Source organism: Winogradskyella thalassocola (genome assembly GCF_900099995.1).
GTDB lineage: Bacteria > Bacteroidota > Bacteroidia > Flavobacteriales > Flavobacteriaceae > Winogradskyella > Winogradskyella thalassocola.
Genome location: NZ_FNCZ01000009.1, coordinates 109639 through 127440 on the forward strand (window position 1 = coordinate 109639; position 17802 = coordinate 127440).

General features: G+C 33.0%; 11 protein-coding genes. 8 read left to right on the forward strand and 3 right to left on the reverse strand.

Annotation, left to right across the window (positions count from 1 at the left end; translation table 11 throughout):
• Positions 1 to 5: 5 nt before the first annotated feature.
• Positions 6 to 2549 (reverse strand): DNA gyrase subunit A, encoded by a 2544-nt coding sequence (gyrA, locus tag BLT80_RS16920; protein ID WP_092470170.1) that lies wholly within the window; start codon positions 2547 to 2549, stop codon positions 6 to 8.
• Between the two features lie 262 nt (positions 2550 to 2811).
• Here gyrA and BLT80_RS16925 point away from each other — a divergent pair, with 262 nt between their 5' ends.
• Together BLT80_RS16925 and BLT80_RS16930 are read left to right on the forward strand one after the other, a co-directional pair.
• Positions 2812 to 5361, forward strand: coding sequence for an ATP-dependent Clp protease ATP-binding subunit (locus BLT80_RS16925; protein WP_092470172.1), 2550 nt, complete (start codon positions 2812 to 2814; stop codon positions 5359 to 5361).
• An 80-nt stretch (positions 5362 to 5441) separates the two neighbouring features.
• Positions 5442 to 5813, forward strand: a complete 372-nt coding sequence (locus BLT80_RS16930) for a hypothetical protein (RefSeq protein ID WP_092470174.1) — start codon at positions 5442 to 5444, stop codon at positions 5811 to 5813.
• 101 nt (positions 5814 to 5914) lie between these two features.
• Here the strand turns inward: BLT80_RS16930 and hutH are convergent, their stop codons facing one another.
• Positions 5915 to 7444 carry a histidine ammonia-lyase gene (gene hutH / locus BLT80_RS16935; RefSeq protein ID WP_092470176.1) on the reverse strand — a complete coding sequence of 510 codons (1530 nt, stop codon included), beginning with the start codon at positions 7442 to 7444 and terminating at the stop codon, positions 5915 to 5917.
• A 128-nt stretch (positions 7445 to 7572) separates the two neighbouring features.
• On the opposite strand from hutH, the gene BLT80_RS16940 reads away from it, so the two are divergent.
• Together BLT80_RS16940 and BLT80_RS16945 are read left to right on the forward strand one after the other, a co-directional pair.
• Positions 7573 to 8925, forward strand: a complete 1353-nt coding sequence (locus BLT80_RS16940) for a TlpA family protein disulfide reductase (RefSeq protein WP_092470255.1) — start codon at positions 7573 to 7575, stop codon at positions 8923 to 8925.
• Between the two features lie 142 nt (positions 8926 to 9067).
• The gene (locus tag BLT80_RS16945) at positions 9068 to 10105 is read left to right on the forward strand and encodes a TlpA family protein disulfide reductase (RefSeq protein WP_092470178.1); all 1038 of its coding nucleotides are present in this window, start codon (positions 9068 to 9070) and stop codon (positions 10103 to 10105) included.
• Between the two features lie 61 nt (positions 10106 to 10166).
• On the opposite strand, the gene BLT80_RS16950 is transcribed toward BLT80_RS16945, so the two are convergent.
• Positions 10167 to 11720 carry an NAD(P)H-hydrate dehydratase gene (locus tag BLT80_RS16950; RefSeq protein ID WP_092470180.1) on the reverse strand — a complete coding sequence of 518 codons (1554 nt, stop codon included), beginning with the start codon at positions 11718 to 11720 and terminating at the stop codon, positions 10167 to 10169.
• Between the two features lie 385 nt (positions 11721 to 12105).
• Here BLT80_RS16950 and thrA point away from each other — a divergent pair, with 385 nt between their 5' ends.
• From thrA to BLT80_RS16970, 4 genes are all read left to right on the forward strand, one after another.
• Positions 12106 to 14580: a bifunctional aspartate kinase/homoserine dehydrogenase I gene (thrA, locus tag BLT80_RS16955; RefSeq protein WP_092470182.1), complete on the forward strand. Its 2475-nt coding sequence runs from the start codon at positions 12106 to 12108 to the stop codon at positions 14578 to 14580.
• Between the two features lie 4 nt (positions 14581 to 14584).
• Positions 14585 to 15508: a homoserine kinase gene (locus BLT80_RS16960; RefSeq protein WP_092470257.1), complete on the forward strand. Its 924-nt coding sequence runs from the start codon at positions 14585 to 14587 to the stop codon at positions 15506 to 15508.
• A 131-nt stretch (positions 15509 to 15639) separates the two neighbouring features.
• On the forward strand, positions 15640 to 16929 hold the full coding sequence (thrC, locus tag BLT80_RS16965; protein ID WP_092470183.1) for a threonine synthase: 1290 nt from the start codon (positions 15640 to 15642) through the stop codon (positions 16927 to 16929).
• Positions 16930 to 16963: 34 nt separating this feature from the next.
• Entirely contained in the window at positions 16964 to 17800 is an 837-nt protein-coding gene (locus BLT80_RS16970; RefSeq protein WP_092470185.1) for a DUF6503 family protein, read from the forward strand.
• Positions 17801 to 17802 lie beyond the last annotated feature (2 nt).

The following is a 17802-nucleotide window of genomic DNA, read 5'->3' on the forward strand; positions in this document are numbered from 1 at the left end:
GTTAATTATTCGCTTTCTGTGTCATTATTATCAATAGCCGTGCCATCTTCAATAGCATCTTCACTATCAAGTATTTCAGCATCTACATCTATTATCTCTTCTTCATCTTCATCTTTCATTACTTTGGCAACAGCTGCAATAGAATCATTTCCTTTTAAGTTAATAAGTTTAACACCTTGTGTTGCTCTACCCATAACACGTAAATCGGCTACTGCCATTCTAATTGCGATTCCAGATTTATTAATAATCATTAAATCATCCTCATCAGTTACATTTTTAATAGACACTAAATTACCTGTTTTTTCTGTGATAGAAATGGTTTTTACACCTTTCCCTCCTCTATTGGTAATTCTATAATCTTCTAAGCTAGAGCGTTTTCCATACCCATTCTCGGACACTACTAAAATGTTACTTTCCATATCATCTACAGCGATCATTCCGATAACTTCATCTGTTTTCTCATCTTGAAGTCTAATACCACGAACACCAGAAGCATTTCTACCCATTGGTCTTGTTTTGGCTTCTTCAAAACGAATTGCTTTTCCAGATTTTAAGGCTAACATCACTTGGCTTTCACCAGTTGTTAACTTCGCTTCTAATAAAACATCGTCCTCCTTAATAGTGATAGCATTAATTCCGTTAGATCTTGGTCTAGAATATTGCTCTAAAGATGTTTTCTTAACCTGACCTTGTTTAGTCGCCATAATGACATAGTGACTATTAATATACTCTTCATCTTTTAAATCTTGAGTACAAATGAAAGCCATCACTTTATCATCTTGCTCAATATTTATTAAATTCTGAATAGCTCTACCTTTAGAAGTTTTAGAGCCTTCTGGAATTTCGTAAACACGCATCCAGAAACATTTTCCTTTTTGCGTGAAGAATAACATGTATTGGTGGTTAGTACCTACAAATAAATGTTCTAAGAAATCTTCGTTACGCGTTGTTGATGCTTTTTGCCCAACTCCTCCTCTATGCTGTGTTTTATATTCTGAAAGTAAAGTTCTCTTAATATAACCAGCATGTGAAATGGTAATTACAACTTGTGCATCTGGTATCATATCTTCAATACTCACATCTCCACCTGCATATTCTATAACTGAACGACGCTCATCACCATATTTATCTCTAACAACTTCAAGCTCTCCTTTAATAATATCCATTCGACGTTCTTTCTTGTCTAAGATATCCTTAAGATCAATAATTGTTTTCATGATATCGTCATATTCAGAACGTAACTTATCTTGTTCTAAACCTGTTAACTGACGCAAACGCATTTCGACAATAGCTTTCGCCTGTATTTCTGACAGTTTAAAACGCTCAATCAAATTATTACGAGCCTCATCTGCATTAGATGATGCACGGATAATTTTAATCACTTCATCAATATTATCCGAAGCAATAATTAAACCTTCTAAGATATGTGCACGTTCTTCAGCCTTACGTAGTTCATAAGTCGTACGTCTAACAACAACATCATGTCTATGCTCAACGAAATAGTGGATTAATTCTTTTAAGTTTAATAATTGTGGACGACCATTAACTAGTGCAATATTATTCACACTAAAAGACGTTTGTAAAGCCGTATATTTAAATAACTTATTAAGAACGATATTAGGAATAGCATCACGTTTTATAACGTAAACAATTCGCATACCATTTCTATCAGATTCATCTCTAATGGTAGCAATACCTTCTAGTTTTTTTTCGTTAACTAAGTCAGCAGTTTTCTTAATCATATCTGCTTTGTTAACCTGATAAGGAATTTCAGTAACAATAACACACTCTCTACCTTGTACTTCTTCAATTATCGCTTTTGCACGCATTACAATACGCCCACGACCAGTATGAAAAGCTTCCTTAACTCCATCATAACCATATATAGTTCCTCCTGTTGGAAAATCTGGAGCTTTTATATGTTGAATTAATTCATCAATTTCAATGTCGTTATTATCGATATAAGCAATTGTACCATTTACAACCTCAGTTAAGTTATGTGGTGGCATATTTGTAGCCATACCAACAGCAATACCAGATGCCCCATTGACTAAAAGTCCAGGAATACGCGTTGGAAGCACCGTTGGTTCTTGAAGTGTATCATCAAAATTCAATTTATGATCAACAGTTTCTTTGTCAATATCTGCCAACATATCTTCAGATATCTTACGCATTCTTGCTTCAGTATAACGCATTGCTGCAGGACTATCACCATCTACAGATCCAAAGTTACCCTGTCCATCAACTAACATATAACGCAAACTCCATTCTTGAGCCATACGTACCATTGCATCATAAACTGAGGTATCTCCATGTGGATGATACTTTCCTAAAACTTCACCAACTATTCTCGCTGATTTTTTATGTGCACTATTCGCTCTAATTCCCAGTTCGTGCATACCGTAAAGTACACGTCTATGAACTGGCTTTAAACCATCTCTTACATCTGGTAACGCACGTGACACAATGACCGACATTGAATAATCAATGTAGGCCGATTTCATTTCATCTTCAATGTTAATTGGAATGAGCTTTTCTCCTTCTGCCATATATAATTTTAATTAGTTTTTTCGTAAGTTTTCGCAACGCGCTAAGATAACCAAAATACTACTGTTTATAGACAAAATCTATTCGATTTTTGGGATTTTTTATTAACAATATTTAATATCTTTTTCGTTAATAAGTATCTGCATATTTCCTTTGATTTAAAACACTTTTTTAGTCTCTTCGTTTGCAACATATAATTAAGGTATAGTTTTTGCCTTATACTCAATATGTTTTTATTATTTTTAAAGCAGAAAGGAATATAGTATGGATGATAATTTTTCCCCAAGAGTTAAAGATGTTATAGCTTATAGCAAAGAAGAAGCCTTACGATTAGGCCATGATTTTATTGGTACAGAGCATTTAATGCTTGGCCTATTAAGAGATGGTAATGGTAAAGCGATTGATATATTAAGTGCGTTAGAAGTCGATTTAAATCACTTAAGGCGCAAAGTAGAGATATTAAGTCCTGCTAATCCAAATATAGCAACAACATCTAACGAAAAAAAGAACTTACACTTAACAAGACAAGCAGAACGTGCTCTAAAAACAACATTTTTAGAAGCTAAATTGTTTCAAAGCACCTCTATTAATACCGCACATTTACTGTTGTGTATTTTAAGAAATGAAAATGACCCTACAACCAAGCTTTTAAATAAGCTTAAAGTAGATTATGATAACGTTAAAGAAGAATTTAAATCTATGATAACTAGCGAAGATGATTATTTAGACACTCCAAAAGCAGAATCGTTTTCTGATGACGATATGAATGACGAAGAAGAAGCAAAGCAAAATCCATTTGGTGGACAAACTAGCAAAACGAATAAAAAATCAAAAACACCTGTTTTAGATAATTTTGGAAGGGACTTAACTGTACTTGCAGAAGAGGATAAATTAGATCCTGTTGTAGGTAGAGAAAAGGAAATACAACGTGTTTCTCAAATTTTAAGTCGAAGAAAGAAAAACAACCCTTTATTAATAGGAGAACCTGGCGTTGGTAAATCTGCCATTGCTGAAGGTCTTGCCTTACGAATTGTAAAACGTAAAGTCTCTCGCACCTTATTTAATAAGCGTGTCGTAACTTTAGATTTAGCAAGTTTAGTAGCAGGTACAAAATATAGAGGTCAGTTTGAAGAACGTATGAAAGCCGTTATGAACGAGCTTGAAAAGAATGATGATATTATTCTTTTTATAGATGAAATTCATACTATTGTTGGAGCTGGTGGAGCCACAGGAAGTTTAGATGCTTCTAACATGTTTAAACCGGCATTAGCAAGAGGCGAAATACAATGTATTGGTGCAACAACTTTAGACGAGTACAGACAGTATATTGAAAAAGACGGTGCTTTAGAACGTCGTTTTCAGAAGGTCATAGTAGAGCCAACTTCTGTTGAGGAAACTATTGAAATTCTTAATAATATTAAAGGTAAGTACGAAGAACATCACAATGTTAATTATACAGATGAAGCGATTGAAGCCTGTGTAAAATTAACGAGTCGTTATATGACAGAACGCTTTTTACCAGACAAAGCTATTGATGCTTTAGATGAAGCTGGCTCTCGAGTTCATATTACGAATATAGATGTGCCAAAACAAATTCTTGAATTAGAAAAGAAACTTGAAGAAGTTAAAGCAACCAAGAATAGCGTCGTTAAAAAACAGAAATACGAAGAAGCTGCAAAGCTTAGAGATGATGAAAAACGACTAGAAAAAGAATTGGCTACTGCCCAAGAAAAATGGGAAGAAGAGACCAAACAGCATCGCGAAATTGTGACAGAAGACAATGTTGCTGATGTCGTTTCTATGATGACAGGAATTCCTGTAAATAAAATTGCGCAAAAAGAGATTACAAAACTCTCTAAATTACCAGATTTAATAAAAGGAAAAGTAATTGGTCAGGACCAAGCTGTTGCAAAGGTGGTTAAAGCTATTCAACGAAATAGAGCTGGACTTAAGGATCCTAATAAACCAATTGGATCATTTATATTTTTAGGACAAACTGGTGTTGGTAAAACGCAGTTAGCAAAGGTTTTAGCGCGTGAGTTATTTGATAGCGATGATGCCCTTGTTAGAATCGACATGAGTGAATACATGGAGAAATTCGCAATCTCTCGCTTAGTTGGAGCACCTCCAGGTTATGTAGGCTATGAAGAAGGCGGACAATTGACTGAGAAAATAAGACGTAAGCCTTATGCTGTAGTGCTTTTAGACGAAATAGAAAAAGCACATCCAGATGTCTTCAATATGTTGCTACAAGTTTTAGACGATGGGTATTTAACAGACAGTTTAGGTCGTAAAATTGATTTTAGAAATACAATCATTATCATGACGTCTAACATAGGTGCTAGAAAACTAAAGGATTTTGGTAGTGGTGTTGGTTTTGGTACTGCAGCAGCAGTTGCCCAAGAATCAGACCATGCTAAAGCTGTAATAGAAAATGCACTTAAAAAAGCATTTGCACCAGAGTTTTTAAATAGAATAGACGATGTTATTGTCTTTAACGCCTTAGAAAAAGAAGATATTGGTAAAATTATCGATATTGAAATGGCTAAGCTTATAGACAGAATCAAAGACTTAGGGTACGAACTGAAGCTTACAGATAAAGCGAAAGGTTATATTGCTGAAAAAGGATTTGATAAACAGTACGGAGCGAGACCTCTTAATAGGGCGATTCAGAAATATGTTGAAGATGCACTTGCAGAAGAAATTATTAACTCTAAAATTCATGAAGGAGATACGATCTCAATGGATTTAGATGAAAAAAATGATGTTTTAAGCATTAAGATTAAATCTTCTAGTAAAACCACAGAATCATAAACAAGACTCAATATTAAAAAAAACTCTTTCTTTATGAAAGAGTTTTTTTTATCTTATATTTTTGAATTCACACCATAGTCATGAACGAAACCCTAAACTTCGATTTTTGTGATATGACAATTTATGACCATTATGTTATAGTTGTTATAAAAGAAGGCATTATTGTCTCTACAGAACACAACAATACACTCATAAAAGTAACAGAGACTTACTTTTCAAACAAACCATTTGTTTATATTTCACACAGAATCCATTCCTATTCGGTAAATCCAGAAGTTTATTCTAAAACTGCTCAAATTAAAAATTTAATAGGCTTGGTCGTAGTTTCTAACAATTATCAAGCAAAAATTAATGCTCAAATAGAACGAATGTTTTTTAAAAAACCATTTGAAATTTTTAGCAAAATGGATGACGCTTTTGCTTGGGCTGATGAGATAATCGCAGCTCAATGAGTTTAAATATCTATTTGCTAACAGAAGATTTTTCTACCTATATTAATTTCTCGCTGAGTTAAAAGAGCCTGTTTAAAAACAGCAGCAAACACTATTAACTATTACTTTAAATCATAAGAATTCAAAAATAATTCTTCAATTTCAATATCAACATCCTTTAAAAATTGAATTGAAGCTTCTATAGAATTATGCAATACTTCATCTACTTTTATAAACGGCACTACTTTTCGGTATTGCTCTAAAAACGATTCTAATAATGGTGATGTTTTTAAAGGTCTTCTAAATTCTAACGCTTGCGACGCATTCATCAATTCAATAGCAATAACGCGCTCTACATTTTTAACTAAGGTATACGCTTGTGTTGCGGCATTGGCGCCCATACTTACGTGATCTTCTTGTCCGTTACTCGACACAATACTATCTATGCTTGCCGGAGTTGCCATTTGTTTATTTGCACTAACAATACTTGCTGAGGTGTACTGTGGAATCATAAAACCAGAATTTAGTCCTGGATTATCTACTAAAAATGCAGGCAATCCTCTTAAACCAGATACGAGTTGAAATACACGTCGTTCAGATATGTTTCCAATTTCGGCCATGGCAATTTTTAAATAATCTAAGGCCAATGCCAATGGTTGACCATGAAAATTTCCCCCAGAAATAATTAAATCTTCCTCATGAAAAATATTAGGGTTATCAGTTACTGAGTTAATTTCAGTCAAAATAACTTTTTCAACAAAATCTAGAGTATCCTTTGTTGCGCCGTGCACCTGTGGAATACAACGAAACGAATAAGGATCTTGAACATGTTCTTTTTCGCGTGTAATAAGCTCACTTCCTTTAAGAAACTCATTAAAGCGTCTTGCCACTTTGCGTTGTCCAGGATGCGGTCTTACTGCATGGACTAAATCATGAAAAGGATCTAAGCGTCCATCAAAAGCATCTAAAGAAATACTAGCGATAATATCAGCTAAATACGATGTTTTATGAGACATTAATAATAAATACACACCATACGCACTCATAAATTGCGTACCATTTAATAAGGCTAAACCTTCTTTAGCTTCAAGTGTAATAGGCTTCCAATTAAATTTGTCTAAAAGTACGGCTGCATCATATTCCTCGTTATTATGTACTACTTTTCCTTTACCTAATAAAGGCAATGCCAAATGTGCTAAAGGTGCTAAATCACCTGAAGCCCCTAAAGAGCCTTGTGTAAAAACAAATGGAAATATATCATTATTAAAAAATTCGATGAGTCGTTCTACCGTCGCTAACTGCACTCCACTATGACCATAACTAAGCGATTGTATTTTTAAAAGCAACATCACTTTAACTATAGATTCTGGTACACGATCACCTGTTCCACAGGCATGAGACATTACTAAATTTTCTTGCAATTGACTTAAATCTGCATCAGAGATTTTCACATTATAAAGCGAACCAAATCCTGTGTTAATTCCATACATTGGTTTTTTTTCATTGGCTAACTTTTTATCTAAATACGTTTTACATTTCTGTATATTATTTGCCGATGCTTCTGAAAGTTTTAGCTTCTTCTTTTCATAAAAAATATTATAAATTGTTACAATATCTAAAGCGTCAGAAGAAATGATATGATAGTTATCCATGAAGTGTATTTTATATGTCTTCAAAATTGAGAATTATTTTGGATTTTACCATGGAATAATTAATATTTCATTCAATTCTAATCATTATCTTAGATTATGTATTTTTGATGTTAAACAAATTAAAATATATGAAAAGATTAATAGCCGTTTTTGTAGTTGCACTATGCTTTGCGTGTAATGAAGAAGCAAAAGTAGATTACACCCTATTTTCTGGTAAAATAGAAAACCCAAAAGACCTTAAAGTTACAATCTTAAAAGGACGCGAAAAAGTCAAAGAGATTACGTTAAACAATAACGGAACTTTTGCAGATACTCTAAAAGTTGAAGCTGGATTTTACAGCTTAAGTCACGGTGGTGAAACTTCCGCTATTTACCTTTCTCCAAAGGATAATATAAATGTAACGTTAGACACAGAAATGTTTGACGAAACCATAGCTTACACTGGCGCAGGTTCTCAAAACAATAATTATTTAGCCGCAAAATATATGGCGAATGAAAATGCTAATATTGATATTGCAAAATTATATTCTAGCAACGAAACTGAATTTCTTTCTGCAATAAATGATATTAAAAATTCTAAATTCAAACTTTTAAAAGTTCAAAAAGATTTAAATCCTGAATTTGTCAGTATAGAAGAAAAAAACATTAAATATGACTATCTAAGTTTTATTCAAAATTATCCTTCAGCTCATAAGTATTATTCAAAAAATGAAGCATTTATACCTTCACCTGAATTTATGAAGCCGCTTGAAAACTTAGATTACAAAAATCAAACGGACTATACTAGTGTAGAAAGCTATAAAAATTTAGTAAAAAATCATTACGTTCAAAAAATTGGTGAAGCTGATAGTCCTACTGAAGTATTTGAATTTATTAATAAAGAAGCTTTTCCGGAACTAAAGAACGATTTAGCGAGTACACTTCAATACAGAATAGCTCCAAATAATGACGACAATAAAGTTTATTATGAAGGTATTATGGGATTATCTTCAGATGAAAAATTCAAAGACAACTTAACTAAAGATTATAATAAAATTCAAAAACTTGTTAAAGGTATGCCATCACCTAAGTTTGTAAATTATGAGAATCATAAAGGTGGTACAACATCTTTAGATGATCTTAAAGGGCAGTTTATTTATATAGATGTTTGGGCAACTTGGTGTGGCCCATGTATTGCCGAAATCCCATCACTTAAGGAACTTGAGAAAAAATATCATGGAAAAAACATTGCTTTTGTGAGCACTTCAATTGATGTAGAAAGTGCACATGATAAATGGGTTAAAATGGTTAATGACAAAGAATTAGGAGGCATACAACTTATTGCTGATAATAATTCAAAATCACAATTTGTTACTGATTATGCTATTAATAGTATCCCAAGATTTTTACTCATTGATCCTGATGGTAATATTGTGAGTGCAGATGCTCCGAGACCTTCTGATCCAAAACTTATAGAGTTATTTAATGAATTAAATATATAAGCAAAACAATTTTATAAATGACATAAAAGCCTTCTTTTGAAGGCTTTTTGATTTTATCATTTTTAGATAAAATTTTATAATAATTTTAAAATAGGTCTTACTATATAATGTTTATTTTTGCTTTCAAACAAAAAAACGAGTTATGAAACGATTATTATCACTTTGCGTGGCAGTTACATTATTTGCATGTAAAGGAGAACCAAAAGATTATGTTACACTTTCTGGAAAAATTGCAAATCCTGATGAAAGTAAAACCCTAAAAATATTTAAGCCAGGAGCTTACGAAAAGATAATTACCTTAAATGATGATGGTACATTTAACGACACATTAAAAGTTGAAGCTGGAGATTACAACTTTCAACACGGAAAGGAATACGGTCAGATATACTTAAAAAATGACAACGTGTCTTCTTTTGAAACGGATTATAATGCCTTTATAGATTCTGTTATTTTTAAGGGTGATGATTCTGATCTAAATAATTTTACGGTTCAATCCTTTTTAATTTCTAAAAATCACTTTACCGAAGATCTTGTTGCTACAGGTGATATGAGTCAAGTGGAAGAAGCTATTGTAGGTTATAAGTCTGCTTACGAAGATTTAAAACTTAAATATACTGACGTAGATTCTACTCATGTTGCTATTATGGATAATAACATTAATATGACTGTGGAGCAACTTTCTAAATTTATGGAAAGTAAGCAAGCTAGACTTAATGCTTTTCCAAAAGGATCTCCATCACCTATTTTTGAAAACTACGAAAATTATGCTGGTGGAAAAACATCACTTTCTGACTTAAAAGGTAAATACGTATATATAGATTTATGGGCAACTTGGTGTGGTCCTTGTATTAAGGAAATACCTTCACTTAAAAAAGTTGAAAAACAATATGAAGGAAAAAACATAGAATTTGTAAGTATTTCTGTTGATGAAGGTCGAGGTTATAAAGGAGATCCTGCTGAAGCTTATAAAGGTTGGAAAAAAATGGTAAGTGAAAAGGAATTAGGTGGTATGCAGTTAATTGCTGATAATGGTTTTATGTCTCAGTTTATACAAGATTATAAAGTTAGTGGAATTCCAAGATTTATATTAATAGATCCTAATGGAAATATTGTGAGTGCAGATGCGCCAAGACCATCTAACTCTGCTTTAATAAATTTATTTAATGAGTTGAGTATCTAATTTCAACATCATTGAATTAAAAGCCTGTTTAAATAAATTTAAACAGGCTTTTTTTATGTTATTATTTTTCTTGTTGCGGTTCTTCTTTTGGCGGTTCTGGTTGTTTGAATAAATCGATATAAGCTTCACCAATAGTTTCTATTATGTGACTCGCTATTAAACTTTGATAACCATAATCTTCTATGGAAATATCTGCGGATTTACCATGCAGATACACTCCAAAAATAGTAGCAGCCAAAGGCGTGTATCCTTGCGCTATTAAACCTGAAATTAGTCCTGTTAACACATCACCACTTCCTGCTGTTGCCATACCTGGATTTCCTGTGGTATTTATATACAATTTATTTTTATTCACCGTGATGGAGTGTGCTCCTTTAATTAAGACAATAACCTTATACTTTTCTGAAAAAGCTTTTACTTTTTCTAGTTTTTCAAAATCATTGGACCATTTCCCTATTAACCGTTCTAACTCTTTAGGATGTGGTGTTAATACGGTTTGTGCTGGCAACAATTTTAAAAGTGATTTCTTTTGTGACAATATATTTAAGCCATCTGCATCAATCACTAATGGAGCTTTATTTTTCTTTAAAAATACTTCAAGTGTCTTTGCCGTTTCAGCAGAAGTACCAAGTCCTACTCCAACACCAATTACAGTTGGTTCTATATTGAAATTTATATTTGAAATATGCGTTTCAGAATCATCTGTAATCACCATTACTTCTGGTATAGCCGTTTGCAAACTGTGATATCCACATTTTGGAATGTACGCCGTTACCAATCCTGCACCAGCACTTAAAGCTGCTCTACTCGCTAGATTAACAGCTCCTATTTTACCGTAGCTTCCTCCCAAAATCATCACATGCCCAAAATCTCCTTTATGCGCAAATTTTCTTCTCGGTTTATATATAGGTAAGACTTCATGCTTTGAAATCAACTCAACTTCCGTTTCGGTTTTTATTAAATAATCACGATCTATACCTATATCCAAAACTTCCCATTGTACAGTATATTTTTCGGTTTCGGGTAAAAAGAATACCAACTTTGGAGATTGAAAACTCAAAGTATAACCTGCATAAACAACAGCATTCTCTTCTTCTACGGCTTTATCTGTATATAATCCGGAAGGTATATCTATAGACAACGTAAATGCTTTGGATGCTTTAAATTTTTGAAATAAAACTTTTACCCAATCATTTGGAGGTCTATTCAACCCAATACCAAAAATAGCATCTACAATAATGTCATCCACACCAATTTCAATTTCAGTGAAATCTTCCTTGCAGCTCAACATTGTTGGCCATTTTTTAGTAACAGATTTAATACGATCGTAATTAATCAAAAAGTCTTTAGAACGCTTATCACTACAATTCACTATATATGTAACCACATTATAGCCATGTGTTACTAAATGTCTTGCTAAAACAAGTCCGTCACCACCATTGTTGCCAATACCACAAAACACATGAATTGGTACTTGTGCACCTTGCATTCGAGCATGCATCCAATTAAATATTTGTGTACCTGCACGTTCCATTAAGTCTGTAGAGGAAATATTTTGGCGTTCTGTAGTTAATTTATCTCCTTCGTAAATTTGTTCTTTAGAAAATAATTTCATGTAATAATATGTATTGTTTATTAATAGTATATCTCACATCCATAATTTCATTCTCTTTTAACTGAGAAGGTTATACTGCGGACATGTCGAATATTGTTTTAAAAGCGTTTGCAAATAGCAAGTTTCATTTCATTTTTAATAATTAGAAGACGTATTTTTAACAAATCCCTAAAAAGAAACGAATTGTTTTTTTATTGTTATAAAAATAATACATTTGAGATGTAATGAAGAAAAAAAATAACATATCCATAATTTCCAATTCACACGCTATGTGTGCATTTATGTTTTTTATTTCAACAATTATTACCCTTTGGGGTAATTTATAATATGCTCTCCGTCCCTAATTGTCTATACAGACATTTTATTCTCTTAAAATATATTTAGTATGAAAGTTCTCAAATTTGGTGGAACATCAGTTGGTTCAGCCGAAAACATAAATAAAGTCATTTCTATTTTAGATCAACAATCTAAAACAACCAATATTGCCGTTGTGGTTTCTGCCGTTGGTGGCATTACAGATAAATTATTAGAAGCAGGAAACTTAGCTTGTAATAAAGATTTAGACTACAAACATAAATATGATACCATTTGGTCTATTCACAATGCTGTAATTGAGGGTTTATTTTTAAATCCTGATAATGATAAATCAATACAAAAAAAGCAGGATGATTTACATGATTTAATTACAGAAAAATTAAGTGACCTAAAAAGTCTCTTAGACGGTATTTATCTTATTAATGAATTGTCCCCAAAAACTAAGGATAAATTATTAAGTTTTGGTGAAAATTTATCATCGACTATAATTTACTATACATTAGAATCTAGAGCAATCGACGCGGCATTAAAGAACTCGCAAGAACTCATTGTTACAGATTCAAATTTTAATAATGCTACCGTATATTTCGATATTACAAACACTAATATCCAATCCTTTTTTAATTCAAACTCTAGTCCTATTGTTTTACTTCCTGGTTTTGTCTCAAACTCTATCAATGGTGAAATAACAACTTTAGGTCGTGGTGGTTCAGATTACACAGCAGCTATTATTGCAGCGGCAATGGATGCTGATGAATTACAAATCTGGACAGACGTCAGTGGTATGTACACCACTAATCCTAAACTAGTAAAACAAGCTTCACCAATTGTAGAATTATCATATCAAGAGGCTGTTGAATTATCACATTTTGGTGCCAAAGTTTTATACCCACCAACAGTAATGCCTGTACTTAAAAAGAAAATTCCTATTGTGATTAAAAACACTTTAGATCCTGATGCTATTGGTACTACAATTACGCAAAACGTAACTCCAAATGGAAATTCGCCTGTAAAAGGAATTAGCAATATTGATAATGTAGCCCTACTTACCTTACAAGGTAATGGTATGGTTGGTGTGCCCGGATTTAGTAAGCGGTTATTTGAAACGCTTGCTCAAGAGAAAATTAATATCATTTTAATTACACAATCATCTTCAGAACATACTATTTGTTTCGGAATATCTGATCTCGATGCGCAACGTGCAAAAATAGCTATTGATTCTGTTTTTGAATATGAAATTGCGCTGCAAAAAATTGACCCTATTGTTTTAGAAACCAACTTATCTATCATCGCCGTAATTGGTGATAAAATGAAAAATCATCAAGGTATAAGCGGGAAGATGTTTAGTACACTTGGTAAAAACAACGTGAATATTAGAGCCATTGCTCAAGGGGCTTCTGAACGTAATATCTCTGCTGTGATTCATAAAAACGATGTAAAAAAAGCATTAAATAGTTTACACGAGCAGTTTTTTGAAATTAAGACCAAACAAATCAATCTCTTTATTACTGGAGTTGGTAATGTTGGAGAACGACTTATAGAACAGATAAAACAACAAAAAGGGTATTTAAAGGAGAACTTTAAAATCAACTTAAGAATCGCTGGGTTATCAAACTCTAGAACCATGGTTGTTAACGACGAAGGTATTAATTTAAAGAACTGGAAACAGGAACTCGAAAACGGAGAAAAAGCAACTTTAGATGGTTTTTTTGAACACGCTAAAAACTTGAACTTAAGAAATTCTGTGTTCGTAGATATTACGGCAAATGAAGCGGTATCTAATATTTATGGCAACTACTTAAAGCAAAGCATTTCTGTAGTCGCTTGTAATAAAATTGCATGTTCTGGCAACATTGAATACTACAATGAATTAAAAGCGCTATCAAGACAATACAATGCGTCCTTTTTATTTGAAACCAATGTTGGTGCAGGTTTACCTGTATTAGACACCTTGAGTAATTTGATTACGTCAGGAGATAAAATAAATACTATTCAGGCTGTATTATCTGGAAGCTTAAACTTTATATTCAATAATTTTAATGCAGAAACTACTTTTTACGATGTTGTAAAACAAGCACAAGAAGAAGGTTATACTGAACCAGATCCGAGAATAGATTTAAGCGGAATTGATGTCGCTCGTAAAGTTTTAATTTTAGCTCGTGAAAGTGGTCATGCTATTGAATTATCTCAACTTGAAACTGATAATTTCTTAACCGAAAATGCCTCAAATTCTGATACTGTTGAAGACTTCTTCAAAACATTGATTGAAGACGAAGCGTATTATCAACGCTTATTTAAATCTGCTCAAGACAATAACTGCCAACTAAAATTTGTTGCCGAATTTAATAATGGAAAAGCTAAAGTTGGACTTCAAGAAATTCCTGAAGGGCATCCATTTTATAACTTAAAAGGAAAAGATAATATCGTAATGTTTTACACGCAACGCTATCCTGAGCAACCCTTAATCATTAAAGGTGCTGGTGCTGGTGCAGATGTTACAGCGTCTGGGTTATTTGCTGATATCATTAGAATCGCTAATAACTAATATGATGACTGAAGAAATTAAAATATTTTCACCTGCAACCGTAGCTAATGTCGCCTGTGGCTTTGATGTGTTAGGCTTTTGTTTAGATACTATCGGTGACGAAATGGTCATCAGAAAAACAGAAGAAAAAGGTATAAAGATCACAAAAATTGAAGGCTACGATTTACCTTTTGAAGCAGAAAAAAATGTGGCAGGAGTTTCGGCTTTAGCCATGTATGACGCTTTACAACCCGATTGCGGTTTTGAAATAGAAATTTATAAAAAAATAAAACCAGGCAGTGGTATTGGAAGCAGTTCGGCTAGTGCGGCAGGAAGTGTTTTTGGAATGAATGAACTCCTCGGAAGACCATTAGATAAAACGAAGCTGACGTACTATGCTATGAAAGGCGAAGTTTTGGCTAGTCAATGTGAACATGCGGATAATTTGGCTCCTGCTATTTTTGGTGGATTTACACTTGTTAAAAGTGCTTCTCCACTGCAAATATTAGAGCTACCGACGCCATCGGATTTATTTGCGACGTTAATTCATCCACAAATTGAAATTAAAACTTCAGAGTCTCGCGCGATTTTACCTAAAGAGATTCCATTAAGCAATGCTATTACACAATGGGCAAATGTGGGTAGTTTAGTACATGCTTTACATACTTCAGATTATGATTTAATTAAAGATGCATTGCACGATGTGGTGATTGAACCCTATCGTAAACAATTAATTCCACATTTTGATGCTGTTAAAACTGCAGCATTAGAAGCTGGAGCTTTGGGTTGTGCGATTTCGGGCTCTGGACCTTCAATTTTTATGTTGAGTAAAAGTGAAGCTACAGCTAAGGAGGTCGAAAAAACGATAAGAAACGTATATTCAACAACAGATATATTATTTGAAACTTATGTTTCTAAAATAAATACTGAAGGAATTCGAGTGATTTAATAATTATTCCGAAGACTTAATACTAAAAGTTATAACACAAAGCTTCACAGAGAAGGCACGAAGATCCACAAAGAATTTTCTCTAAAAAGTTAACTTAAATGAAGCGTTTAATAATTTAGAATAAAAATAAAATGAATTACTATTCACTTAACAGAAAAGCGCCCAACACAACTTTCGAAGATGCAGTTGTAAGAGGATTAGCACCAGATAAGGGTTTATATTTCCCTGAATCTATTACTCCATTAGAGCCCTCATTTTTTGAGACTATTGAAGATAAATCTAACACGGAAATAGCCTTCGAAGCGATAAAACAATTCATTGGTCCTGAAATTCCTGAGGACGTTTTAAAAACTATTGTTGAAGAAACATTGAATTTCGATTTTCCTGTGGTTGAGATCAATGAAAACATTTCTACTCTCGAGTTATTTCATGGTCCAACAATGGCTTTTAAAGATGTTGGTGCGCGTTTTATGGCACGCTGTTTAGGGTACTTTAACAAAACCAATACTAAAGATGTTACCGTTTTAGTAGCCACTTCTGGAGATACAGGCGGAGCGGTTGCCAATGGCTTTTTAGGTGTTAAAGGTGTCAATGTCGTTATCCTCTACCCTAGTGGAAAAGTAAGTGATATTCAAGAAAAACAATTAACCACACTAGGTCAAAACATAACTGCATTAGAAGTTGATGGTGTTTTTGATGATTGTCAAGACATGGTAAAGCAAGCCTTTATGGATACTGAATTAACGAGCAAAATGCAATTGACTTCAGCCAACTCTATTAACATTGCACGTTGGTTACCGCAACTTTTCTATTTTATGTTTACTTACAAACAGCTCAAATCCAAAAATAAAGATCTCGTCTTTTCAGTTCCAAGTGGTAATTTTGGTAATATTTGTGCTGGTATGGTGGCTCAAAAATTAGGCTTACCGATTAAGCATTTTATTGCAGCCAACAACGCAAATGCTACGGTTGTTAATTATATGATTTCTCAAACGTACAATCCTAAACCATCTGTTCAAACGATCAGTAATGCTATGGATGTTGGAAATCCGAGTAATTTTATCAGAATCCAAGAATTACACAATAATGACTTTGATACGTTAAAAGCTAATTTATCATCGTACAGCTACACTGATGATGATACCAGAGCTGCCCTTTTAGAATTGTATAATGATTTTAATTATGTTGCAGATCCTCACGGAGGTGTAGGGTATTTGGGAGCTAAAGACTACTTAAAAGAAAATGAGGCTCATGTTGTATTTTTAGAAACAGCACATCCAACAAAGTTTTTAGATGTTGTTGAGGACGTGATTAGAGAAAACATAGATTTACCTCCACAAATTGAAGCTGTAATGCACAAAGAAAAAGTAGCAATCGCTATTAATTCTTATGACGCATTGAAAGCATTCTTACTGCAATAATGACTGCATATTAATTAGCTTAATTTTACCTTAAATGAGACTTCACCTAACAACAAGTATTCTTTTAATTGGCCTTTTGGTATCTTGTAAAAACGAGAACCAAGTAAAACCTGAAAATAAAACTAGCACCGTAGAACAGGAACTGACTCCAAAATTTCAAAATAAAGGGCATGAACTAGTTTTTAATATGGTTCAGAACGTAGGTAACTACGAAAAGTTAAGTCAACTTAAAGATGTTGTTTACACGTATACCTACCAAACACCTGATGGAAAAACAGACAGCTCTACTGAAAAATATATTTTTGACGGTGAATTATCATATGGAGCATACCATACCCATGAAAGAACATTAGCCAATCTTGAAGGGGTAATAGAACAAGGTTATGACGGCAACGCTTATTGGTTAAAACATAACGGTGACGTTTTAACGAATGAAGACTACTTAAAAAGAGTCGCTTTTAATAGACCTACAAATTTTTACTGGTTTACGATGTTTCAAAAATTGTTAGATCCAGGATTGAATTATGAATTTATAGAGGAAACAACTATAGACAACAAAAACTATGACGTTGTAAAGGTGAGTTTCGATTCAGAAAATGACAAACCTACAGATATATATCAATTGTATATTAATAAAGACACTAACTTAGTTGATCAGTTTCTTTTTACGGTTGCTGATTTTGGAAAAATGGAAACTCCAAATTTGATGGTTTTAGACTATGAAGAAGTTGACGGTTTATTAATGCCGACAAAACGAAAATATAAGCTTTCAACATGGAATGCAGACGTCAATGACAAGCCATGGATTATCGTAAGTTGGACTAACATAAAATTCAATACTAATTTAACTCAGGACGATTTCAAAAAATAAAA